Genomic DNA, 23,090 nt, shown 5'->3' on the forward strand with positions numbered 1-23,090 from the left:
TCTCGAAAGACGGGACCGTATTCATGGAACGGAAGAAGGACGAGGGCGCGTCGACCTCCGCTGTCACGGAACCGCCGCTGCTCGAGGTCGAGGACCTCAAAGTCCACCTGAACACCCCGCGGGGCGTGCTCAAAGCGGTCGACGGCGTGTCGTTCCGGATCGGCAACGGCGAGACCCTGGGCCTGGTCGGCGAGTCCGGCTCGGGCAAGTCGATGCTGGTGCGCTCGCTCATGGGCATCAGCCCGGCGATCGCCGAGATCAGCGGCAGCGTCAAGCTGAACGGCGCCGAACTGGTCGGGATCCCGCGCAAGAAGGCGCGGAGCATCTGGGGCAACCGCATCGCGATGGTGTTCCAGGACCCGATGACCTCGCTCAACCCGGTCGTGCGCATCGAGCGCCAGCTGACCGAGTCGATGCGCGAGCACACCTCCATATCCCGCGCGGACGCCAAGACCCGGGCCGTCGACCTGCTCAAGCTGGTCGGCATCCCGGAGCCGGAGAAGCGCGCCAAGCAGTACCCGCACCAGCTGTCCGGCGGCATGCGCCAGCGCGTCACCATCGCGATGGCGCTGGCCTGCGACCCGGACCTGCTGATCGCGGACGAGGCGACCACCGCACTGGACGTGACCGTGCAGCGGCAGATCCTGGACCTCTTGGAGGAGATCCAGGCGGACCGCGGCATGGGCATGATCCTGGTGAGCCACGACCTGGGCGTGGTGGCCGGGCGTACCGACGAGATCGCGGTCATGTACGCCGGGCGCATGGTGGAGAAGTCGCCCACCGAGGCGCTGTTCGCGCAGCGCAAGCACCAGTACACCGAGGCGCTGCTCGCCGCGGTGCCGCGTCTGGACGTGCCCAAGTCGCAGCGGCCGAAGCCCATCCCGGGCACCCCGCCGGACCTGGTGACGTTCAAGGGCGGCTGCGCGTTCGCGGGCCGCTGCGGGGCGGCGGACGACCTCTGCCGCACCGAGCAGCCGGCGATGATCTCGAACGGCGACGTCCTGCACCTGTTCGCGTGCCACCACCCGGTGGACGGCTCGGCCGCGGTGGACTCGGGCAAGACCGAAAAGGTCGAGACGGCCGAGAAGGCCGAGAAGACCGAAAAGGTCGAGAAGACCGAGAAGGCCGAGGCGGTCGAGAAGGTCGAGACGGCCGAGAAGGCGGAAAAGGCCGAGGCGGTCGAGAAGACCGACGACGCCGAGACTGCCGAGCCGGTCGAGGCTGCCGACGATGCTGACGAGGCCGAGACGGCCGAGAAGGCGGAAGCGGCCGGCAAGGCCGACGACGGCGAGGCCGAGGAGACGAGTCTGACGAAGGAGGTCTCGGCATGACCGCCAAGACCAAGGAGGACGCGGTCCCCGCGCCCGCGGCCGACGACGACGTCCTGCTCGACGTGGCCGGGCTGATCCAGAGCTTCCGGGTGCCCGGCGGCGTGATGAACGCGGTCGCCGGCGTGGACTTCCGGTTGCAGCGCGGCCGCACGCTCGGCCTGGTCGGCGAGTCCGGCTGCGGCAAGTCGACGCTGGCCCGGGCCATCCTGCAGCTCACCAAGCCCACCGCGGGCTCGGTGGTCTTCGACGGCCAGGACCTGACCAAGCTGTCCAAGGAAGGGCTGCGCGTCATGCGCCGCCGCATCCAGATGGTGTTCCAGGACCCGATCTCGGCGCTCAACCCGCGCCGCAAGATCAAGGACATCGTCGCCGAGGGCCTGGTCATCTCCGGTGTGCCGGAGAACGAGATCGGACCGCGTGTCGAGGCCATGCTGCGCAAGGTCGGTCTCGACCCGGCGCTGGTCTCGGAGCGCCGGCCGCACCAGTTCTCCGGCGGCCAGTGCCAGCGCATCGCGATCGCGCGGGCCATGGTCGTCAACCCGGACCTGCTCATCTGCGACGAGCCGGTGGCCTCGCTGGACGTGTCGGTGCAGGCCCAGGTGCTGGACCTGCTGGACGACATGAAGTCGTCCACCGGGGTCTCGATGATCTTCGTGGCGCACGACCTCGCGGTGGTCCGGAACATCAGCGACGACGTCGCGGTGATGTACCTGGGCACGATCTGCGAGACCGGCGACACGGACGCCATCTACGACAGCCCGGCGCACCCGTACACGCGGGCCCTCCTGGACGCGGTGCCGGCCCCGAACCCGGGTGCCGCGCACGCCGGTCCGGCGCTGAAGGGCGAGATCCCCTCGCCCATGAACCCGCCCAGCGGGTGCCGGTTCCGGACCCGCTGCCCGCTGGCCAGTGAGCGCTGCGAGACCGAGGTCCCGCAGCTCCGCGAGGTCGCCCCGGGGCACCGGGTGGCCTGCCACTTCCCGCTCGTCGGGGACAACGAGGAGCCGGTCGCCGCCGCGTCCTGACCGGCTCGCGGGCGCCGCCCGCACCGTACGGACCGCACGAATCGCACCTCGGTACACGCAGCACCGGCAATCAGCGCAGCACAACCGGTACACCGGCCGTCCGCCGGGCCGCGCAGCTCCAGGGCCGCGCGACCCGGCGGACGGCTTTCCCGGCGGGGGCGCCAAATCGCCGCCAACCGTCCGGAAGACGCACGCCTGCCCTGTAACGCCGTTATAGGACACGTGTCACTCCGGCACCCGTACACCGCCCTGCACCACGCGACACCCGGCATCACCGCAGGACGCCATCCCCGCAGCACCGCAGCACCCGCACCGCGCACCACCACAGCACGTCCCGCACGCCGCACGTCCGCACCTCCACCGGCACCACCGGTCGGCCCCGCCGACCGGGCAACGCGTTAGGACCCGTCAGCAGTGGTACACGCACGACCCCCGCACCGCCCGGCCCGCCGCACGTTCGGCAGGCTCCGCAAGCCGCTCCTCCTCCTCGCCGCCGCCGGCCTCGTCCTGACCGCGGGCTGCGGTTCGGACGGCGGCACGCCGCTGGCGGCCGGCACCCCCAGGCAGGGCGGCACGATGACCGTGCTGCTGCCCGGCGAGGCCCGCGGCCTCGACCCGTTCACGGCCAGCTACATCAACGTGACCGACGGAAACCGGATGGCCGCGCTGTACGACATGCTCGTGTGGACGAACCCGTCCACCGGCACCGTGCAGATGCAGCTCGCCGAGAACCTCGTGCCCACCGACGCCGTCGCCAAGACCTGGATGCTGACGCTGCGTCCGGACATCAGGTTCAGCGACGGCGAGCCGTTCGATGCACAAGCCGTCAAGACGAACTGGGACCGGCACGCGCAGCCGGAGTTCAAGTCGGAGCAGCTCGGCGCGGTGCTGGGCGTGACCACCGAGGTCGTGGACGCCCGCAACCTGCGGATCACCCTGCCCAAGCCCAATGCGAACTTCGACCGCATGGTGGCCCGGCACCTCACCTTCATCGCCTCGCCCAAGGCGATAGCGGGCGGCAAGTCGGCCGAAGAGCCGGTGGGCGCGGGGCCGTTCGTGATGGCGCCGGGCGGTTGGGTCAAGGGCCAGTCCCTGACGCTGGAACGCAACCCGCGCTACTGGAAGGCCAGTGCGCCGTACCTGGACCGGGTCGTCTTCAGGGTCGACCCGAACCCGGCGAACATGACGGCGGCCATCAAGAGCGGCGACGCGGACGTCTCGGTGACCGTGGACCCGCTGGTCGCCGCGGCTGCGCAGCGCGAGAACCTGGGCCGTGAGGCGGTCACCCTCTCGGGCGGCCAGATGCTCTCCTTCAACACCGCCAAGGGCCCGTTCGCGGACGCCGATGCGCGCCGCGCGACCGCCTACGCGCTCGACGGCGCGGCGATCAACCAGCAGATCTTCGACGGCACCGGCACGGTCGCCCGCGGCCTGTTCTCCGGCTCCAGCCAGCTGGCCAACGTGCAGTTGGCCGCGCCGGACAACAACCCCGCGGAAGCCGCCCGGCTGTTCGCGAAGGTGACCGCCGACGGCACCAAGCCGCTGACCGCCACGCTGGTCATCCCGAACACCCCGGCCACCGTCAAGATCGCGCAGTACGTGCAGACCACGCTCGCCAAGTACCCGGGCGTCAAGCTGACCGTCGAGGCGCTCGACCTTCCCGCGTTCATCTACCGGTCCAACGTGGAACGCCGGTTCGACGTCAAGGTCGACCAGATCTGGATCGACGACCCCGAGCCGCGGCTGTACGGCTTCCTCAAGGGCGGCGACCCGGGCAACTGCTGCTTCTACAACAACCCCCAGGTCGACGAAGCGCTGCAGCGCGGCCGCGTGGCGACCGACATCGGGACCCGGCGCGACGCCTACACGCAGGTGCAGCTGGCGCTCAACCGGGACATGCCGCTGTGGGTGTACCAAGAGGCCGTCGCCGTAGGGGTTTTCTCGTCGAAAGTCACCGGTGTGCAGATGTTCAACGACGGCGTTTTTCTCTTCGACCGAATCGGCATGAAGCGGTGACCGCATCGGATACCGCCCGGACCGAGATGGACCGCACCGACGACAAGCAGTAGAAAGGGGCAGCCCCGAGGACCGCAGAGAAGCCGGACGACGCATGCCGCGCGCCGCCCGGCCCCCTGTACCCGCGGAGCGGGGGGCCGGCCCACGGCGGGCACCGCGGCACGACCGGGCTCCTCCGTACCGTCCGTACCGGAGCCCGGCAGCACGAAGCACGGAACCAAGCACAGCCGAACCACGCACAATCCGGAGCCTCTTCGGCCGTCCATCCCCCCGACGGAAGTCCGCAGAGGCCTCGGCCCCGCGCACCACCGCCGCCCGCTGCAACGGACGGCCCGTCAGGTGAAGGTTGGCCCGTCAGTGACTCGTACTTCCCGCGACACCCGAATACCCCTTTTTCCCCGGCGGAATACCTCGTTCCGCCGGGGCCGTCTCCTCGCCGCCACCGCCGCCCTGGGCATCCTCCTTGCCGGGTGCGGCACGTCCGACGAATCGCCGCCTTCCCCCGCGGGGACCCCGCGCAAGGGCGGATCACTCACCATCACCCTGCCCGGCGACGCGGCGAGCTTCGACCCGGCGCAGACCTCGTTCGTCAACGTCGCGGACGGCAGCCGCATGTCGGCCGTCTACGACTCCCTGGTGTGGACCGACCCGGCCACCGGGACGGTCCAGCCGAAGATCGCCGAGAGCCTGGTCCCGGTCGGCGCGCTGGCCGACAAGTGGGAGCTGCGCATCCGGCCGGGCATCAAGTTCACCGACGGCACGCCGTACGACGCCGCCGCGGTCAAGGCGAACTGGGCCCGGCACGCCGACTTCACACTGAAGTCGTTCCAGTTCCCGGCGGCGTTCACCATCGACCACGGGCAGACCACGGTGGACCCCGCGGACCCGCTGCGGCTGCTCATCACGCTCAAGGGCCGGAACGCGAACTTCGACCGCCTGGTCGCGCGCAATCTGTCCTTCATCGTCTCCCCCGAGGCGCTCAAGCCGGAGAATGTGCAGAAGCTGCGCACCACTCCGGTGGGCGCCGGCCCGTTCCTGCTGACCGAGTGGAAGCAGGGCGAGTCCCAGCGCTACGTCCGGAACCAGAACTACTGGCAGAAGGACAAGGGGCTCCCCTACCTCGACGAGGTGGTCATCCGGGTCGACATCGACGTCAAGCGCAGCGTCGACGGGATCGGGAAGTCCTCCGACCTGATGCTCACCGTCGACCCGGAGAACATCAAGGCCGGCAAGGACCGCGGCCTGGGCGTCGAGGCGCTGCAGCTGAACGGCGGCGCGATGGTGCTGTTCAACACCAAGGTCGGGCCGTTCTCCGACGTGAAGGCGCGCCGCGCCATGGTGCTTTCGCTGAGCAGCGCGGAGATCAATGAGCGCTTCTACAACAGCACCGGTACACCTGCCAAGGGCATCTTCAGCTCGTCCTCGCCGCTCGCCAGCGTCCAGCTGTCGGCGCCCGAGAACGACCCCGAGACGGCCCGCAAGCTCTGGAACGAGATCACCGCGAACGGCACCAAGCCGTTCGAGTTCCGCTACATCAGCCCGTCCGCACCCACCACCGTGGACGTGGCCCGGTTCATCCAGCAGAAGCTGAGCGCCTACCCCGGCGTGAAGATGACCATCGAACAGGTGGACATCCCCACCTACATCAAGACCGTGCGCAAGGGCCTGCCCTGGGACGCGGCCGTCGGCCAGCAGTGGATCGACGACCCGGAGCCCGGTATCTGGGACACGATCCACAGCCAGAGCCTGGCCAACTCCTCCGGCTACGAAAGCCCGGAGGTCGACAAGTCCCTGGCCGCCGCGCGCCTGCAGACCGACACCGACGCCCGTCGGGACTACTACACGCAGGTGCAGATGCGGCTCAACCAGGACCTGCCCTTCTGGGTTTACCAGGAGGCCGCCGCGGCCGCCTTGTACACCTCGAAGGTCACCGGCCTCGAACTGTTCAACGACGGACTCATCCACTGGGACGTCATCGGACTGCGCCGGTAGTCCTGGGCGCACGGCTTCGCACCACCGCACCGCGAGCACTTCCTGCACGACGAGCACCAGACCCCGCGCGCCCGCAAGGGCGCGCGGGGCCGCAAGGCGCACATCCGCAGCAAGGCCACGACACAGGTGGAGGTCAGAAGTCCGTGATTCGGCACGACCGTAAATGGGGGACGCGCAGGCGAAGAAGCCTGCGGACGATGCGGATCGGCTGCCTCGCGGCCGTGCTCGCGGTCCTGGCCGCGTGTTCACCATCGACCGGAACAGCCCCCGACCCGAACGGAACACCGCGGAAGGGGGGGACGATGACCATGCTGCTGCCCGGCGACGCCCGCGGTCTCGACCCCTACACCGCAAGTGCGAGCAACGTCGCGGACGGCAGCCGCCTGTCCGCGCTGTACGACGTGCTGGTGTGGAGCGACCCGGCCACCGGGACCATCCAGCCCCAGATGGCGGAATCGCTGGCCCCCGAGGGGGATGCGAGCAACTGGCTGCTCACGCTGCGGCCGGGCATCAAGTTCACCGACGGCGCCGACCTGGACGCCCAGGCCGTGCAGCGCGCGTGGCAGAAGCACCTGGACGCGAAGCTGCGCTCGGTGGGCGCCACGGCCCTCATCGGCGTCACCCTCACGGTCGAGGACAAGCTCCGGCTGCGCATCAAGCTGCCCGCGCCGAACGCCAACTTCGACCGCATGGTCGCCCGGCTCCTCAACTTCATCCCGTCGCCGAACACCCTCGAACCGGCCGCGCTGGAAGCGTCGAAGCGCCAGCCGGTCGGCGCGGGACCGTACAAGTTGCGCGAGTGGGTCGCAGGTTCCCACATGACGCTGGACCGCAACCCCGGCTACTGGCAGGCCGGCGCGGGCAAGCCGCACCTGGACACGGTGGTCTTCAGGGTGAACGCCGACACTCCCGCGGCCACCCGGATGATCGATGCGGGCGATGCCGACATCACGGTGAGCACCGACATGCTGCTCATCGAGGAGGCCCGGGACCGCGGCCTGTCGGTGGGCGACATCCCGCTGAACGGCGGTCTCATGATCGTCTTCAACATGCGGGCCGACGAGGCGTTCGCCAACCCGGACCTGCGGCGCGCCGTGGTGCTGTCGCTGAACTCGCTGGAGATCGACAAGCGCTTCTACAACGGCATCGGCGCACCCGCCAAGGGCATCTTCGACTCGTCCTCGCCGCTGGCCAACGTCCTTCTCGCCTCGCCGGAGAACGACCCGGTGGAAGCCGCCACGCTGTTCGCGAAGGCCACCCAGAACGGCCGCAAGCCGCTCAGCCTGACGTACGTCGTGCCGCGCAGCCCCAAGGCCGAGACCATCGCGGCGTACATCAAGAGCCGGGTCGAGGAGACGTCCAAGAACACCGTGACCATGAACGTCGCGGTCGAGGACATCCCGAACTTCATCAAGCGCACGTCGCTCGATGCGAACTTCGATGCCGCGGTCTTCCAGCTGTGGGCCGACGACCCGGAGCCCGGGCTCTACCAGTTCCTGCATTCCAAGGCCATGTACAGCAACGTCATGGGCTACAACAGCCCGCTCGTCGACCAGGCGCTGACCGAGGCGCGGAACACCAGCGACCAGGAGCAGCGCGCCCAGGCGTACACGAAGGTCCAGGTGCAGCTCAACAAGGACCTGCCGTTCTACGTGTACCAGGAAGCGGTCGCCGCGTACGTCTGCGCTCCGCGGGTCACCGGCCTGCAGCTGTTCAACGACGGCGTGCTGCTGTTCGACCGGATCGGGATGCGGAAGTGACCCGGCGGCGCGGTGTGCCCGCCCGCGGAAAGGACGAGGCCGTGACGTAGCCGGCCCCACGCGCCTGTGAGGCGCCCTTGTGCCGGCGGCCCGCCGGAACACCACCCGCTGCGCCGGATGCCCGGCCGGCGGGTGCCGTGCGGGCCGCCAGGGCGCCGGCCTGTCGGCCGGCGCAGTCCCTATGTGACCTGGAGGAGTCGCATGCGGAAGAACCACATGAAGAAGGCGGCCGCACTGGCCGCTGCCGGGGCCTTGGCCCTGGGACTGAGCGGCTGCGGCGACAGCGACGACGGCGGTTCGGGAGCGAAGGGCGGGGACAAGTCCCTGACCATCCTGGCCGTGTCGGACGCCCGTCAGTTCGAGCCGTTCCACGCCACCTACGCGGCGGTCACCGACCTCAACCGCATGCTGGCCGTGTACGACGCGCTGTTCTACACCGACAACGGCACCAACAAGATCGTCCCGCACATCGGCGAGAGCCTGACCACGGACGACGGCGGCGCCACCTGGACCCTGAAGATCAAGTCCGGGGTGAAGTTCAGCGACGGCACGGACTACAACGCCGAGGCCGTCAAGGCCAACTGGGACATGCACGCCAAGAAGGAGACCGGCAGCTACCACATAGCCGCCGCGGCGAGCCTGACCAGTGAGGTCGTCGACCCGCTGACCCTGCGCATCAAGCCGCTGGCGCCGAACGCCAATCTGGACCGGCTGATCGCGCTGGAGCTCACCTACATCGCCTCGCCCAAGTCGCTGGCCGAGGACCCGAAGGGCGAGAAGCCGGTGGGTGCGGGGCCGTTCCTGCTCAAGCAGTGGGACAAGGGCTCGCAGATGGTGTTCGAGAAGAACCCGACGTACTGGCAGGGCGCCGGCAAGCCGGCCCTGGACAAGCTGGTCATCAAGGTGCTGCCGGACATCGCCCAGCAGCTCAACACCGTCAAGGCGGGCGGCGCCGACGCGTTCTTCACCATCGACCCGGAGAAGACCGCGAACGCCAAGAAGGACGGCCTCGCGCTCACCCCGTTCACGCTGGACGGCGGCCAGATGATGGCCTTCAACAGCACGAAGCCGCCCTTCGACGACCCGCGGGCCCGCCAGGCGGTCGCACTGGCCCTGGACCCCGCGAACCTGAACGAGACGGTCTTCGGGGGCACCGCCGTGCCCGCGAAGGGCATCTTCAACTCCAAGGACCGCTTCTTCGACGCGTCCGCGGTGCAGCCGGCCCCCGACAAGGCGGCCGCGCAGCAGCTCTTCGACACGCTGGCGGCCGAGGGCAAGCCGGTGAAGTTCACCTACCTGGTGCCGGACAACCCGGCGTCCAACAAGACCGCCGAGTACACCATGACGGCGCTCAACGGGTTCAAGGGTGTCGAGGTCAAGCTCGAGAAGATCGACGTCAAGCAGTACACGAACAAGCTGAACATCCAGCGCGACTACCAGGCCGCGCTGTACCAGGTCTGGGCCAGCGACCCAGAGCCCATCATGTTCAAGCTGCTGATGTCGAAGAGCCCGGAGAACTTCATGGGCTACAAGAACGAGGTCGTGGACCAGGCGCTGCTGGCCGGCCGGGCGAGCGCCGACGAGGCGGTGCGCAAGACCGCGTACGCGCAGCTGCAGAAGGCGCTGGTCACCGACTTCCCGGTGGTCGCGTACCAGGAGGCGGTCACAGTCATCGTGGCCGGTCCGAAGGTCACCGGCATCGTCGGCGTCCAGGACGGCGGCATGCTGATGGACCGGGTCACCAAGTCCTGACCCACGGGTGCCGCGGAGCCCTCCGGCCGCTTGCCGCAGGGCTCCGCGGCACCACCCGCTACTGCGCGTGCCGTTGATCAGTGGCACATCCGAATCTGACGATGTAACAGATTCGCGTCGCGGCGTGTCTTCACCGCATCCGCCGCCTACGGTGGCCGGACATCACCACGCACCACCTGCACATCGGTACCTCTGCACACCCGCACGTTCGTACTTCCGCACGACCGCACTGCACACCCAGCACACCTTGCACACGCTCCATCCCCCAGGCCGCCCCGGCGGCCCGGGAACCGCACGGCAGCACGATCAGGCCGGCCCCTGTCCGGCCGCCACGTACTCGCCAGGAGGAGGCAAGAACGGTGTCAGCACGACGTACGGCACGACCCGGGTTCGGCAAGTCGGCCCGCCGCCGCGGCAGCGGTGTCGTCGCGGCCCTGGTGGCCTTGGGGCTCGCGGCCACCGCATGCAGCGAGGACAAGAAGGACAAGGAGCCCGCGCCCCCGAACCAGGGGGCCACCGCCGAGGCGAAGCCCGGCGGCACCTTGCGGATGCTCGCGGTGCAGGACTCCGCGCGGCTCGACCCCTTCGGCACGTCCAATGTCGCGGTCGCGGACGAGCCGCGCCTCGCGGCCTTGTACGACCCGCTGTTCTACATCGACGGGAAGAGCAAGAAGGTCGCGGCCCACCTGGGCGAATCGCTTGCCACCACCGACAACGGCGCCAGTTGGACCATGAAGCTGCGGCCGGGCGTGCAGTTCAGCGACGGCACGCCCTTCAATGCCGAAGCGGTCAAGAAGAACTACGACATGCACGCCAACTTCGCGACCAGGTCCGTGCACATCGGCGCGGCGGCCACGTTCAAGACCGAGGTCGTCGACCCGCTGACACTGAAGCTCACCCCGCAGGGCGCGCCCAACCCCAACCTGGACCGCGCCATCGCGATCGAACTGCCGTACATCGAGGCGCCGTCGGCGCTCGACAAGGGTGCGGAGACGTACCAGGGCAGCCCGGTCGGCGCCGGACCGTTCATGCTCAAGAGCTGGACGCGCGGCTCCGAGCAGGTCTTCGTCAAGAACCCGAACTACTGGCAGAAGGACAAGGGCCTGCCCAAGCTGGACGGGTTCTCGGTCAAGCTGCTGGCCGACATCCAGCAGCAGTTCGCGAGCGTTAAGTCCGGGCAGGCCGACCTGTTCGTCAGCTCGGACCAGAAGCTCCTGGAGAAGGCCCGCAAGGAGCTCAACGCGTCGGAGTTCAAGACCGACGGCGGCCAGATGATGCAGTTCAACATGAAGAAGCCGCCGTTCGACGACATCCGGGCGCGCAAGGCGGTCACGCTGGCGCTGAACCCCGCGGACATCCCGGCCACGCTCGACAACGGCTATGTGCCGGCCAAGGGATTCTTCAACGCGGCCGGCGTGTTCGCCGACCCGAACATCTCCCAGGCGGCGCAGAACACCGCCGAGGCGCAGCGGCTGTTCGACGAACTGGCGAACGAGGGCAAGAAGCTCGAATTCTCCTACCTGGTGCCGCTCAACCCGTCGTCGCAGAAGGTCGCCGAGTTCATGCAGAGCCGGCTGCGCACCTTCAAGAACGTCAACATGACGATCGACGCGGTGGAGATCGGCCAGTACATCCAGAAGTACGCGATCAGCCGCGAGTTCCAGGGCATGCTCTTCCAGCAGTGGGTGGTCGACCCCGAGCCGACCCTCTACAGCTCGCTGTACTCCAAGAGCATGTTCAACGTCATCGGCTGGAACAGCCCGGCCGCCGACGCCGCGCTCGACAAGGGCCGGCAGAGCTCGGACCCCGCGGTCCGCAAGCAGGCCTACTCCGAGCTGCAGAAGGCGCTCGTGGACGAGCTGCCCATGTGGGTGTACGCGGAGTCCTCGAACGGGCCGATCTTCAACGACAAGGTGACCGGCATCGAGCACTACAACTCGGGCGTCATGTTCATGGACCGGATCGGCTTCAAGTAGGCCGGCCCCGCCCCGCACCCCCGCGGCCCCGGCCGCACCGCGGGAACTGACGAGGCGTCACCTCGGGTGACCGCGCAGCGCCCCTCCGTCGAACGGAGGGGCGCTGCTGCATGTCCGGGAAACGACAAAGAAACTTGACTGTGTAACAGATCGGCTTCGGATGCGTGCATGTTGGGGCAACTGCTCTTACGGTGGCCCCCAGCGCACAAGATCCGTGATCTGTCGCACACGTGTGGGGGGCGGCGCTTCGCCGGCTCATGACCCGCTCGACCAGCACAATCTGCACGACCTGCACAACCTGCTCGACTGCTCGATCTGTACGACTGCTCGACCTGTACGACCTGCACGGCCAAGGCTCCACAAGCACGACAGCACAATCCGACCGGCCCCTGTCCGGTCGTCATGTTCTCGGCGGAGGTGGCAAGACGGTGTCAGCACGACGCACGGCAGCACGACGCACCATCAGCACGGCAATACCCGCGGCGAACGGCCGAACCGGCCTCGCCCGGCTGCGCGCCCGCGGCACCGTGGTGGCAGGCCTCGCGGCCGTCGCCCTGACCGCGACCGCCTGCGGCGGCGACAGCGACAAGAAGAGCGGCGGGAACAGCGAGACGGGGGGCACCCCCAAGAACGGCGGCAAGCTCACCATGCTCGCCGTCCAGGACTCCAAGAGCCTGGACGTGTTCCGCACCTCCTACGTCGCGGTCGCGGACGAGCCCCGCCTCGCCGCGCTCTACGACCCGATGTTCTACATCGACACCAAGACCGGCGCGGTCAAGCCGCACCTGGCCGAGTCGCTGTCGACCGCCGACAACGGCGCCACCTGGACCCTGAAGCTGCGCCCCGGCGTGCAGTTCAGCGACGGCACGCCGTTCAACGCCGAGGCCGTCAAGATCAACTACGAGGCGCACGGCAAGGCGGAGACCCAGTCCCTGCACCGCGCCGCGGCCATGATGATCAAGACCGAGGTGGTCGACGAGACCACCGTCAAGATCACCAACCTGACCGGCCCGAACCCGAACTTCGACCGCACCGTCGCCACCGAGCTGACGTACATCGAAGCGCCTTCGGCGATCAGCAAGGGCATCGACCAGGCCGGCCAGAACCCGGTCGGCGCCGGCCCGTTCATGCTGAAGAACTGGGTCCGCGGCAGCCACCAGGAGTTCGTGAAGAACCCGAACTACTGGCAGAAGGACAAGGGCCTGCCCAAGGTCGACGAAGTCGTCATCAAGAACGTCCCGGACATCAAGCAGCAGTACAACACCGTGAAGTCCGGCGGTGCGGACATCTTCCACAGCTCGGACGGCGCGCGCCTGGAAGAGGCCGCCAAGGAGCTGCAGGTCCAGAAGATGGCCGACCTCGGCGGCCAGATGATCCAGTTCAACATGAACAAGCCGCCGTTCGACGACATCCGGGCCCGCCAGGCGCTGTCGCTGGCCTTCGACCCGGCGGACATCCCGAAGCAGCTCAACAACGGGTACGTCCCGGCGAAGAGCTACTTCAACGAGTCGTCGCAGTTCTTCGACCCGACCGCGGTCCAGCCGGCGCAGAACAAGGAGAAGGCGCAGCAGCTGCTCGACGCGCTCGCCGCCGAGGGCAAGCCCCTCTCCTTCGACTTCCTCATCCCGCAGAACCCGTCCTCGCAGGCGGTGGCGGAGTACATGCAGAGCCGCCTGGCGCAGATGAAGAACGTCACCATGAAGATCCAGTCGCTGGAGATCGGCCAGTACATCCAGAAGTACGCGATCCAGCGCGACTTCACCGCGATGCTGTTCCAGCAGTGGAACGTGGACCCCGAGCCGGTCCTGTTCAACTCGTTCCACTCGAAGAGCCTGCTCAACTTCGTGGGCTGGCGCAGCCCGGCGGCGGACGCGGCCCTGGAGGCCGGCCGCGCCAGCACCGACCCGGCGGCCCGCAAGGCGGCCTACGCCGAGCTGCAGAAGGCGATGATCGCCGACCTGCCGGTCTGGGTGTACGCCGAGTCGCTGATCGGCCCGATCTACTCCAAGAAGGTCACCGGTGTCGAGCAGTACAACACCGGCGTCGTCTTCATGGACCGGATCGGCTTCAAGTAGGCCGGCCCGCGCTGCGCGGCACGGCCCGGCAGGGCGCGACGCAGCACAGCGCAGCCGCACCGCAGTTCCACGGCGCCCCTCCGCACCCGCGGAGGGGCGCCGCCCCTTTTGCGGCCGGTTCCGGACCGCCGCAGCAGGCTCAAGGCGACGGGAACGCCGCCTCGGGCAGCTCGCCGAGGAGCCGGTCGGCCAACCGGCGTACCGGCGGCAGCTCGCCGAACAGGTCCACCGCGCTCTTCGCGGTGCGCCGCAGCCGCGAGCTCAGCCGCTCCGAGCGCACCTTGCCGGCCAGCGCCAGCGCCCCGGACGCCGCCTCGCAGGCCGGCTCGGCCTCGCGCTCCAGGACGTACACCGCGGCCAGCCCGACCCGGGACAGCGCCAGCGACCTGCGGTACTCCGCGGTGCCCTCGAAGAGCCGCACCGCCTTCTCCAGCGGCTCGCGGGCGCGTTCGGCCGGTCCGGCCCCGCGGTACGCCAGGTCGCGGTACGCATGGCCGACCTCGGAGGAGAACTCGGCCTCGCCGAAGTACCGGATCCAGTCCGGCTCGTCTCCTTCCGGTGCGTCCGCGTGCAGCTGCTCGGCGACGCTGAGCGCGCGCCGGCACTTGTCCGCCTGCCCGAGCCCCGCGTGCGCCCGGCCCTCGACCGCGTACAGCATCGCCTGGGTCCGCGGCCCGGCACTGTCGCGGGAGCCGTACTGCGCAAGATGGATCAGCTCCAGGGCGTCGGACGGCCGGTCCAGATGGATCATCTGACGGCTCATCACGCCCAGCACGTTGGCGCCCAGCGGCCGGTCTCCGGCCTCCTTGGCGGCGTGCAGCGCGAGCACGAAGTACTTCTGCGCGCCCGGCTGCATGCCGACGTCGTACGACATCCACCCGGCCAGCAGCGCGAGTTCGGCGGTGAGCCGGAACAAGCGGTCGCGCACCGGTTCCGGATAGGCATCCTGCAGAAGGTCGGTCACCTCCTGCAGCTGGCCCACCACGGCCTTGCGCCGCAGCCCGCCGCCGCACTGCATGTCCCAGCTGCGGAACAGCCTTACGGTCTCCTCCAGTTGCTCCAGCTCGCCGAGCCCGAGGCGGCCGCGCGCCTGCGGACCGCGGGGCGGCAGCGGGGGCACCGGGACCGGCGCCAGCCAGCGCTGCATCGGCTCGACCAGCGCCGGGCCCGCGGACAGCGCGAGCGAGGCCCCCAGGAAGCCCCGGCGGCCCAGCATCAAGTCGCTGCGCGAGAACTCGCCGAGCAGGTCGACCACCGACTCCGGGGCCCACGGCAGGTCCACGCCCGACCCGGTGAACAGCGCCCCCGGCTCCTTGAAGCCGAGGTCCTCCACCGCGACCACGCAGCCGAAGTGCTCGCTGAACAACTCGGAGATGATGCGCGGTATCGGATCGCGCGGCTGCTCGCCGTCGAGCCAGCGCCGCACCCGCGAGGTGTCGGTGCTGACATGCAGCGCCCCGAGCCGCCGGGCCCGGCGGTTCACCTGGCGGGCGAACTCGCCCTTGGACCAGCCGGTGCGCTCGAACCACGACGCGAGCCGGTCGTTGGGCTGCTTGCCGCCGGATATGCGGGTCCCCGGGCCCAGGGCCGGCAGGGGCGGCTCGAAGCGCGCGCCGAAGCGGCCGTCGTCGGCGGGTCCGCCGGACGGGATGCCGTACGGCTCGCCGACTGCTTGGCCGTCGGCTTCGGTCTGTGCGATCGTCACCGGTCTCTCCCCCTGGGCACGCCGTACCGTCCACCCGGAAGATCCGCACGGACCGTGCGCAATGTCCCGTATGCCGAAAGTAGGCGGCAAGCCCGGCTCCCGGGGTGGGAACGGCAAAACGCCACTGTTCGCCACCCCTTGCGCCAGGGGTCCGCCCGGCGGGTTGGCGCTTGACTGGACGATGGCCGGTATCCGGCCGGGATCGTCCCGACGACGCGCGTGCGCAATCCGTCCCGGTGCCGCCCCGCAGGTCCGCCGCGGGGGCGCGGCGAGCAGGCCGCGGGGACGCCGCCGGGCCGTAACCAAAAGTGACGGGAGCCGTTGGGAGGTCATGGACATCATGCTCGGATCGCGCCGACGCACCCGGACTGCCTTGTGGCAGGCGGTGTCGGAGTATGTCGAGCAGCGGCGCTGGCCCGTCACGCAGGGTACCTACCTGGTGCGGGACGGCCGCAGCACCCGCTGTTCCTGCGGCCGGGTCGGCTGTGCCGCGCCCGGCATGCACCCCTCGGACCCGCAGTGGTCCGCCCACGCGACCAACACCCCCGCCGCGGCCCGCTATCTGTGGTCGCAGTGGCCGGACAGCACCGTGGTCCTCCCCACCGGCCACGCCTTCGACGCCATCAGCGTCCCGCGGCACGCCGGACAGCGCGCACTGGTCCGCCTCGAGCGCATGGGCACCCCGCTCGGCCCGGTGCTCGGCACCCCCACCGGCCGCCTGTTCTTCCTGGTGGCCCCCGGCGCGGCACCCGAACTCCCGCATCTGCTCTACCAGATGGGCTGGGACGACGCCGAGCTGGACCTGCGCTGCCACGGGGCCGGCGACTACATCTTCGCGCCGCCCTCGCCGCTGGGCATGCTGGGCACCGCGGAGTGGATCCGCCCGCCGGCCGACGACGAGACGACGCCGCTGCCCGAGGCCCGGCTGCTGCTCGGCACGCTCGCGTACGCGTGCCACCGCAACAGCGCCCGTACCGGCAGCGGGATGTGGCTGGCCTCCTGAGGCCCTCGCACCGCAGACGCAATGAGGGGCCGCCCGAACGCATCGGGCGGCCCCTCACCATTTGTCCCTCGGGTCAGTCCCCGATCAGCGCGTCCACGAATGCGGCCGGGTCGAACGGAGCCAGGTCGTCCGGGCCTTCGCCCAGCCCGATCAGCTTGACCGGGACGCCCAGCTCACGCTGCACCGCGACCACGATGCCGCCCTTGGCGGTGCCGTCCAGCTTGGTCAGCACGATGCCGGTGATCTGCACGACCTCGGCGAACACCCGGGCCTGCACCAGGCCGTTCTGGCCGGTGGTGGCGTCCAGCACGAGCAGCACCTCGTCCACCGGGCCGTGCTTCTCGACGACCCGCTTGACCTTGCCGAGCTCGTCCATGAGGCCGGTCTTGGTGTGCAGCCGGCCCGCGGTGTCGATCAGGACGGTGTCGACGCCCTCCGCGATGCCTTCCTTGACCGCGTCGAACGCGACGCTGGCCGGGTCGCCGCCCTCGGGGCCGCGCACGGTGTGCGCCCCGACGCGCTCGCCCCAGGTCTGCAGCTGGTCGGCGGCCGCGGCGCGGAAGGTGTCCGCGGCGCCCAGCACGACCGTGCGGCCGTCGGCGACGAGCACGCGGGCCAGCTTGCCGGTCGTGGTGGTCTTGCCGGTGCCGTTGACGCCGACGACCATCACGGTCGCGGGGCGGCCGTCGGTGCGCTTGGCGGTGTCCAGCGAGCGGTCGTAGTCCGTGCCGACCAGGGCGAGCAGCTCCTCCTGGAGCAGCCCGCGCAGTTCGGCCGGGGTGCGGGTGCCGAGCACCTTGACGCGGGTGCGCAGCCGCTCGACCAGCTCCTGGGTGGGGGCCACGCCGACGTCCGCGGTCAGCAGGGTGTCCTCGATCTCCTCCCAGGTGTCCTCGTCGAGGTGCTCGCGCGACAGCAGCGCGAGCAGCCCCTTGCCGAACGTGGTCTGGGAGCGGGCCAGCTTGGCGCGCAGCCGCACCAGGCGCCCGGCGGTCGGCTCGGGGACGTCGAGGGCGGGGGGCGCCTCCTCGACGGTGTCGGGGACGGCGGGCGCCTCGGCGGGCGGGGCCGCGGCATCCGGCAGGTCGACGGTCTCGACGCCGCGCCGCGGGGCCTCCGGCAGCGCTGCGGCATCCTCGCCGACGCCCGGCTCGACGGGGGTGCGGGGCGGGGGCGGGGCGACGGAGCCGCGGCGGCGGGAGCCGACGACGAGCCAGCCGGCGGCGCCCAGCACCACGACCGCGAGGACGATGGCAAGGATCAGAATCTCCATAGGAGCTTCAGTCTCCCAGACGGTCCCGATCCCGATCGAATCCGCCACCCGAAGCCGCACCTGCCGGATCAGCGGCAATCACAGTCTGTCAACCGTTGAATCCTGACGGCCTGTCAGATAGCTTGCCGGGGCCAAGCATGCGCCCAGGTCGGCCGCCGCGGGAGACGCACGGGTCGACGGGTTGATCGGAAGGTGTGCAGCCCCCATGGCAGTGACGAATCTGCGGTTCAACCAGGTGACGCCCGGACTGGACCGTGCCGACGTGGCGTCGCGCTACCAGGCCACCATCGAGATGGCGAAGTTCGCCGATGCGAACGGCTTCGACATGGTGACCCTCGAGGAGCACCACGGTGCGGAGAACGGGTGGAGCCCGTCCCCGCTCAGCACCGCGGGCGCCATCTTCGGAGCCACCGAGCGCATCGGCGTGATCATCTCGGCGCTGCTGGCCCCGCTGTACGACCCGATCCGGCTGGCCGAGGACATCGCCGTCCTCGACAACATCTCCGGCGGCCGCCTCTCCATCGTGGCCGGCCTCGGCTACCGGCCGGAGGAGTACGCGGCGATCGGCAAGGAGTGGAAGCGCCGCGGCAAGATCCAGGACGAGGTCCTGGAGACGCTGCTCAAGGCGTGGACCGGCGAGCCGTTCGAGTACCGCGGCGAGACCGTCCGGGTCACCCCGCGGCCGTTCACCGACCCGCACCCGATGCTGATGATCGGCGGCACCGCCAAGGCCTCGGTCCGCCGCGCGGTCCGCCTGCGCCTGCCGTTCTTCGCCGCGGCCCCGCTGCCCGAGCTCGAGCAGTACTACTACGAGCTGGCCGCCGAGGAAGGCTTCGAAGGCGGCTTCGCGATGCTGCCGTCCGCGGCCACCACGATGATCTACTGCACCGAGGACCCGGACAAGGCGTGGGCGGAGTACGGCTCGTACTTCCTGCACGAGGCCGAGACCTACGCGGCGTGGCAGACCCCCGACATCGCGTCGGTCATGGAGTCCGAGGCGCACACCGTCGAGGCGCTCCGCGAAGAGGGCATCTACGCGTGCCTCACCCCCGACGAGTGCATCGAGCGCGCGAAGACCGGCGGCCTGACCGACGCGCTGATCCTGCACCCGCTGGTCGGCGGCCTGCCGATCGACGCGGGCTGGGCCAGCCTGCAGCTGTTCAAGGACAAGGTCCTGCCGCACAACAAGCCCGAGTAGCAGCGCCGGTGCCGCCCCGGCACCGCGCCCGCACACCACGCCGAAGGGCACCCCGGAATCCCGGGGTGCCCTTCGCGTCGTCCGCTCCCCCGGCCCGGTGCCGGGCCGGCCGCTCTCCCGGTCGGAGCCCCCGCTCAGACCGCAGCGGTCACCGACTCCGAGCCCGTGATGGTCACCTTGTCGTCCTCGCGGGCCAGCCGCTGGCTGATCACCGTGGTGACGCCGTCGCCGCGCATCGACACGCCGTACAGCGCGTCGGCGACCTCCATGGTGCGCTTCTGGTGGGTGATGACGATGAGCTGCGAGCTCTCCCGCAGCTCGGAGAAGATCCGGATCAGCCGCTGCAGGTTGGTGTCGTCGAGCGCGGCCTCGACCTCGTCCATCACGTAGAACGGGCTGGGCCGCGCCTTGAAGATGGCCACCAGCAGGGCCACCGCGGTCAGCGAGCGCTCGCCGCCGGACAGCAGCGACAGCCGCTTGACCTTCTTGCCGGGCGGCCGGGCCTCGACCTCGATGCCGGTGGTCAGCATGTCGTCGGGGTTGGTGAGCACCAGGCGCCCGTCGCCGCCCGGGAACAGCCGGGAGAAGACGCCCTCGAACTCGCGTGCGGTGTCGTGGTACGCCGAGGTGAACACCTGCTCGACGCGCTCGTCGACCTCCTTGACCACGGTCAGCAGGTCGCGCCGGGTGTTCTTGAGGTCCTCCAGCTGCTCGGTGAGGAACTTGTGGCGCTCCTCCAGCGCCGCGAACTCCTCCAGCGCCAGCGGGTTGATCTTGCCCAGCTGCACGTACGCCTTTTCCGCGGCGGCCAGGCGCTTCTCCTGCTCGGGGCGCACGTACGGGCGCGGCTGGGCCTCCTTGGAGTCCGGGTCGCGCACCTCCCCCTCCGCGGGCGGCGTGGGCGGCACCAGCTGGTCGGGGCCGTACTCGGCGATGAGGCCGGCCGCGTCCATGCCGTGCTCTTCGAGCGCCTTGGCCTCCAACTGCTCGATGCGCAGCCGCTTCTCGGTGCGCAGCATCTCGTCGCGGTGCACCGAGTCGGTGAGCTTCTCCAGTTCGCCGGCCAGCTCGCGCACCCGGCTGCGCTCGCGGGCGAGCTCCTGCTCGCGCTCGGCGCGGGCCCGCTCGGCGCTGCTGCGCTCGGCCTCGGCGCGGGACAAAGAGGCCTCGGCGTACCGCAGCAGGGTCTGCGTGCCGGCCAGCACCGCGCCGGCCACCCGGGCCTCGACGGCCATCCGCTCGCGGCGCTCGGCGGCGCGGGCCCGCGCCTCGCGTTCCATGCGGGCCCCGCGGTCCAGCGAATCGGCGCGCCCGGACAGCGCCTTGACCTGCTCCTCGTGGGTGCGCAGCGAGAGGCGCGCCTCCATCTCGGCCTGCCGGGCGGCGGTGGCCTCGGCGGCCATCCGGTCCCGGTCGGCGGAGTCGGGCTCCTCCTCGTCGGGCATCTCCTCGGCGACTTCGAGGCGGGCGGACAGCTCTTCGTACGCCAGGGTGTCCTGCTCCTTGGCGGCCTCCGCCTTGGCCACGGCACTCGCCAGCCGCTCGGCCTCACCGACCGCGGCGCGGGCCTGGCCGCCGAGGCGCCCCAGTTCCTTGGCGGCCGCAGAACGCCGCTTCTCGGCCTCCCGGCGCTCCGCGGTGAGCTGTTCGACGGCGGCGGACGCGTCCTTGCGCGCCGCGGTGGCGGCGGCCAGCGCGTCCTTCGCGGCCGCGCAGCGCCCGACCAGGGCGGCGAGCCGCTCGGCGGCCTCGTCGACCGCGGCCTGCACCTCCAGGAGGCTGGCCGCGGAGGCCGAGCCGCCGGACGCGAAGTCGGCGCCGACGACGTCGCCGTCGCGGGTGACCGCACGTACTCCGGGCAGCGCGTGGACGAGGTCGGCGGCCGCGGCCAGGTCGTCGACCACGGCGACCTTGTCGAGCAGCCGGTGGACCGGCCCGGCGAGTTCGCCGGGCACGGTGAGCAGCCGCACCGCGTACGTCGCGGAGGCCGGCAGCGCGGGCCAATCGGCCGGGTCCGGTACGGCACTTCCGCCGCCCGGGCCGCCGCCGACCAGCAGTCCGGCGCGGCCGGCGTCGTCCTTGCGGAGCAGCCGCAGGGCATCGACCGCGGTGCCCACGTCGCCGACCGCGACCGCGTCGGAGGCGGCACCCAGCGCCGCCGCGACCGCCGCCTCGGCGCCGTGCTGCACGGTGACCAGGGCCGCGACGGTGCCCAGGACGCCGTTGAGCCGGTCCCCCGCGGCCAGCAGCGCACCGGCCCCGTCCTTGCGCGTCAGGCCGAGTTCCAGGGCTTCCTTGCGGGCCGTGACGGCGGCGCGTTCGCGCTCGGACTCCTTCTCCACCTCGCGGGCCTCGGCCAGGGCCTCTTCGGCGGCGGACAGCATCTCGCGGGCCGCCGCGAGCCGGGCCTCGACGTCGCCGCCGCCCTCCTCGCCTTCGTCGCCGCCGCCCACTTCGGCCTGCAGCGCGTCGTACTCCTGCTGGGCGGCCTCGGCGCGGCTGCGCGCCCCGGTCAGCGACTCGGTGAGGCGGCCGATCTCGGCGTCGGCGCCGGCCACCCGGCTGCGTGCGGCGCCGACCTGGCCGGCCAGCCGGGCCAGTCCCTCGCGGCGGTCCGCGATGGCCCGCGCGGCGGCCTTGAGGCGCTTCTCCTCCTCGCCGACCGCGCGTTCGAGGTCCGCACGCCGCTCGGCGGTCTCGGCGAGCTGGACCATCGCCTCTTCGAGGGCTTCCTTCAGCTCCGCCTCGGTCTCGCGGATCCGGGCGGCCTCGCGCTCCATGTCCTCGGGATCGCGGCCGCGGCGCTCGTCGGCGGGCGGCGCACTCGCATGCTTGACGCGCTGCTGGGCCAGGCCCGCGGTACCGCGCACGCGCTCGGCCAGCGAGGAGAGTTCGTACCAGGTCTCCTGGGCGCGGGCGAGGCGCGGCGTGAGCGCCTTCACCTCGGCTTCGAGGGCCGCCTCGCGGGCCTGCACCTCGCCCAGTTCGCGCTCCACCGCGGTACGCCGCTCGCGCAGCGCGGCCTCGTCGGCGATCTCCTCTTCGAGGTCGGTGCGCAGGATGACGAGGTCGTCGGCGAGCAGCCGCAGCCGGGCGTCGCGCAGGTCGGCCTGGATCGCCGCGGCGCGGCGGGCGACCTGGGCCTGCCGGCCGAGCGGCTTGAGCTGGCGGCGCAGTTCGTTGGTGAGGTCGGCGACGCGCGTGAGGTTGGCCTGCATCGCGTCCAGCTTGCGCAGCGCCTTTTCCTTGCGCTTGCGGTGCTTGAGGACGCCGGCCGCCTCCTCGATGAACGCGCGGCGGCCCATCGGGTCGGCCTGCAGCACCGAGTCGAGCTGGCCCTGGCCGACGATGACGTGCATCTCGCGGCCGATGCCGGAGTCGGAGAGCAGCTCCTGGATGTCGAGCAGCCGGCAGGTGTTGCCGTTGATCGCGTACTCGGAGCCGCCGTTGCGGAACATGGTCCGCGTGATGGTGACCTCGGTGTAGTCGATCGGCAGGGCGCCGTCGGTGTTGTCGATGGTCAGGCTGACCTCGGCGCGGCCCAGCGGCGGACGTCCCGCGGTGCCCGCGAAGATGACGTCCTCCATCTTGCCGCCGCGCAGCGACTTGGCGCCCTGCTCGCCCATGACCCAGCTCAGGGCGTCGACGACGTTGGATTTCCCGGAGCCGTTGGGACCGACCACACAGGTGATGCCCGGCTCGAACCGCAGCGTCGTCGCGGATGCGAAGGACTTGAATCCGCGGAGGGTGAGGCTCTTGAGGTGCACCCGCCGCAGCGTACCGGCCCGCCCCGCGCAGGGGGTCGCAGAACGGACATCCTGCCTGCGTGTCGGCCGGTGTGTGACATGGGATATGACGGGGTATCACATCAGCACGGCGGCCGACCGCGATTCGGCCCATGGTCATACCGGGGCCGGGACGGCACCAGCCGAGGGGGATTGCGAGGGGGCGGCGGGGGTAGCGCAGAGTCGAGAGGCCGAAGGC

The 23,090-nt window shown here is 70.7% G+C and carries 13 protein-coding genes; 10 read left to right on the forward strand and 3 right to left on the reverse strand.

Translation table 11 applies throughout. The features are described from left to right. The first annotated feature begins 23 nt into the window (after positions 1 to 23). From LZ495_RS15220 to LZ495_RS15255, 8 genes are all read left to right on the forward strand, one after another. Entirely contained in the window at positions 24 to 1,331 is a 1,308-nt protein-coding gene (locus LZ495_RS15220; RefSeq protein ID WP_235052726.1) for an ABC transporter ATP-binding protein, read from the forward strand. Beyond that, positions 1,328 to 2,356, forward strand: a complete 1,029-nt coding sequence (locus tag LZ495_RS15225) for an ABC transporter ATP-binding protein (protein ID WP_235052727.1) — start codon at positions 1,328 to 1,330, stop codon at positions 2,354 to 2,356. Before LZ495_RS15220 ends, LZ495_RS15225 begins: the two co-directional genes overlap by 4 nt. A 414-nt stretch (positions 2,357 to 2,770) precedes the next feature. Then, the gene (locus LZ495_RS15230) at positions 2,771 to 4,372 is read left to right on the forward strand and encodes an ABC transporter substrate-binding protein (RefSeq protein WP_235052728.1); all 1,602 of its coding nucleotides are present in this window, start codon (positions 2,771 to 2,773) and stop codon (positions 4,370 to 4,372) included. 357 nt (positions 4,373 to 4,729) lie between these two features. Next, positions 4,730 to 6,364: an ABC transporter substrate-binding protein gene (locus tag LZ495_RS15235; protein ID WP_235052729.1), complete on the forward strand. Its 1,635-nt coding sequence runs from the start codon at positions 4,730 to 4,732 to the stop codon at positions 6,362 to 6,364. Between the two features lie 302 nt (positions 6,365 to 6,666). Then, positions 6,667 to 8,124, forward strand: a complete 1,458-nt coding sequence (locus LZ495_RS15240) for an ABC transporter substrate-binding protein (protein ID WP_235052730.1) — start codon at positions 6,667 to 6,669, stop codon at positions 8,122 to 8,124. Positions 8,125 to 8,325: 201 nt separating this feature from the next. Continuing rightward, the gene (locus LZ495_RS15245; RefSeq protein ID WP_235052731.1) at positions 8,326 to 9,876 is read left to right on the forward strand and encodes an ABC transporter substrate-binding protein; all 1,551 of its coding nucleotides are present in this window, start codon (positions 8,326 to 8,328) and stop codon (positions 9,874 to 9,876) included. A gap of 359 nt (positions 9,877 to 10,235) precedes the next feature. After that, a complete protein-coding gene (locus LZ495_RS15250) occupies positions 10,236 to 11,852 on the forward strand; it encodes an ABC transporter substrate-binding protein (protein ID WP_235052732.1) in 1,617 nt (538 codons plus the stop codon). A 428-nt stretch (positions 11,853 to 12,280) separates the two neighbouring features. Then, the gene (locus LZ495_RS15255) at positions 12,281 to 13,927 is read left to right on the forward strand and encodes an ABC transporter substrate-binding protein (protein ID WP_235052733.1); all 1,647 of its coding nucleotides are present in this window, start codon (positions 12,281 to 12,283) and stop codon (positions 13,925 to 13,927) included. Between the two features lie 139 nt (positions 13,928 to 14,066). Here the strand turns inward: LZ495_RS15255 and LZ495_RS15260 are convergent, their stop codons facing one another. After that, positions 14,067 to 15,521: an NsdA family TPR-like regulatory protein gene (locus LZ495_RS15260; protein WP_372498578.1), complete on the reverse strand. Its 1,455-nt coding sequence runs from the start codon at positions 15,519 to 15,521 to the stop codon at positions 14,067 to 14,069. Positions 15,522 to 15,963: 442 nt separating this feature from the next. Between LZ495_RS15260 and LZ495_RS15265 the strand changes: the two genes are divergently transcribed. Beyond that, on the forward strand, positions 15,964 to 16,635 hold the full coding sequence (locus tag LZ495_RS15265) for a bifunctional DNA primase/polymerase (protein WP_235052734.1): 672 nt from the start codon (positions 15,964 to 15,966) through the stop codon (positions 16,633 to 16,635). Between the two features lie 73 nt (positions 16,636 to 16,708). Here the strand turns inward: LZ495_RS15265 and ftsY are convergent, their stop codons facing one another. Further along, on the reverse strand, positions 16,709 to 17,908 hold the full coding sequence (gene ftsY, locus LZ495_RS15270) for a signal recognition particle-docking protein FtsY (protein WP_235052735.1): 1,200 nt from the start codon (positions 17,906 to 17,908) through the stop codon (positions 16,709 to 16,711). A 205-nt stretch (positions 17,909 to 18,113) separates the two neighbouring features. Here ftsY and LZ495_RS15275 point away from each other — a divergent pair, with 205 nt between their 5' ends. Further along, positions 18,114 to 19,106: an LLM class flavin-dependent oxidoreductase gene (locus LZ495_RS15275; RefSeq protein ID WP_235052736.1), complete on the forward strand. Its 993-nt coding sequence runs from the start codon at positions 18,114 to 18,116 to the stop codon at positions 19,104 to 19,106. A 134-nt stretch (positions 19,107 to 19,240) separates the two neighbouring features. On the opposite strand, the gene smc is transcribed toward LZ495_RS15275, so the two are convergent. Further along, a complete protein-coding gene (smc, locus tag LZ495_RS15280) occupies positions 19,241 to 22,873 on the reverse strand; it encodes a chromosome segregation protein SMC (protein WP_235052737.1) in 3,633 nt (1,210 codons plus the stop codon). Positions 22,874 to 23,090 lie beyond the last annotated feature (217 nt).

Origin of the sequence: Yinghuangia soli (genome assembly GCF_021502675.1) — a bacterium.
GTDB classification, from domain to species: domain Bacteria; phylum Actinomycetota; class Actinomycetes; order Streptomycetales; family Streptomycetaceae; genus Yinghuangia; species Yinghuangia soli.

Excerpts from the sequence above, each read along its gene's own strand:
- LZ495_RS15220 (WP_235052726.1), top strand. The coding sequence starts at position 24 with ATGGAACGGAAGAAGGACGAGGGCGCGTCGACCTCCGCTGTCACGGAA.
- LZ495_RS15275 (WP_235052736.1), top strand. The coding sequence starts at position 18,114 with ATGGCAGTGACGAATCTGCGGTTCAACCAGGTGACGCCCGGACTGGAC.
- ftsY (WP_235052735.1), bottom strand. The coding sequence starts at position 17,908 with ATGGAGATTCTGATCCTTGCCATCGTCCTCGCGGTCGTGGTGCTGGGC.
- LZ495_RS15245 (WP_235052731.1), top strand. The coding sequence starts at position 8,326 with ATGCGGAAGAACCACATGAAGAAGGCGGCCGCACTGGCCGCTGCCGGG.
- LZ495_RS15225 (WP_235052727.1), top strand. The coding sequence starts at position 1,328 with ATGACCGCCAAGACCAAGGAGGACGCGGTCCCCGCGCCCGCGGCCGAC.
- LZ495_RS15265 (WP_235052734.1), top strand. The coding sequence starts at position 15,964 with ATGGACATCATGCTCGGATCGCGCCGACGCACCCGGACTGCCTTGTGG.
- LZ495_RS15240 (WP_235052730.1), top strand. The coding sequence starts at position 6,667 with ATGACCATGCTGCTGCCCGGCGACGCCCGCGGTCTCGACCCCTACACC.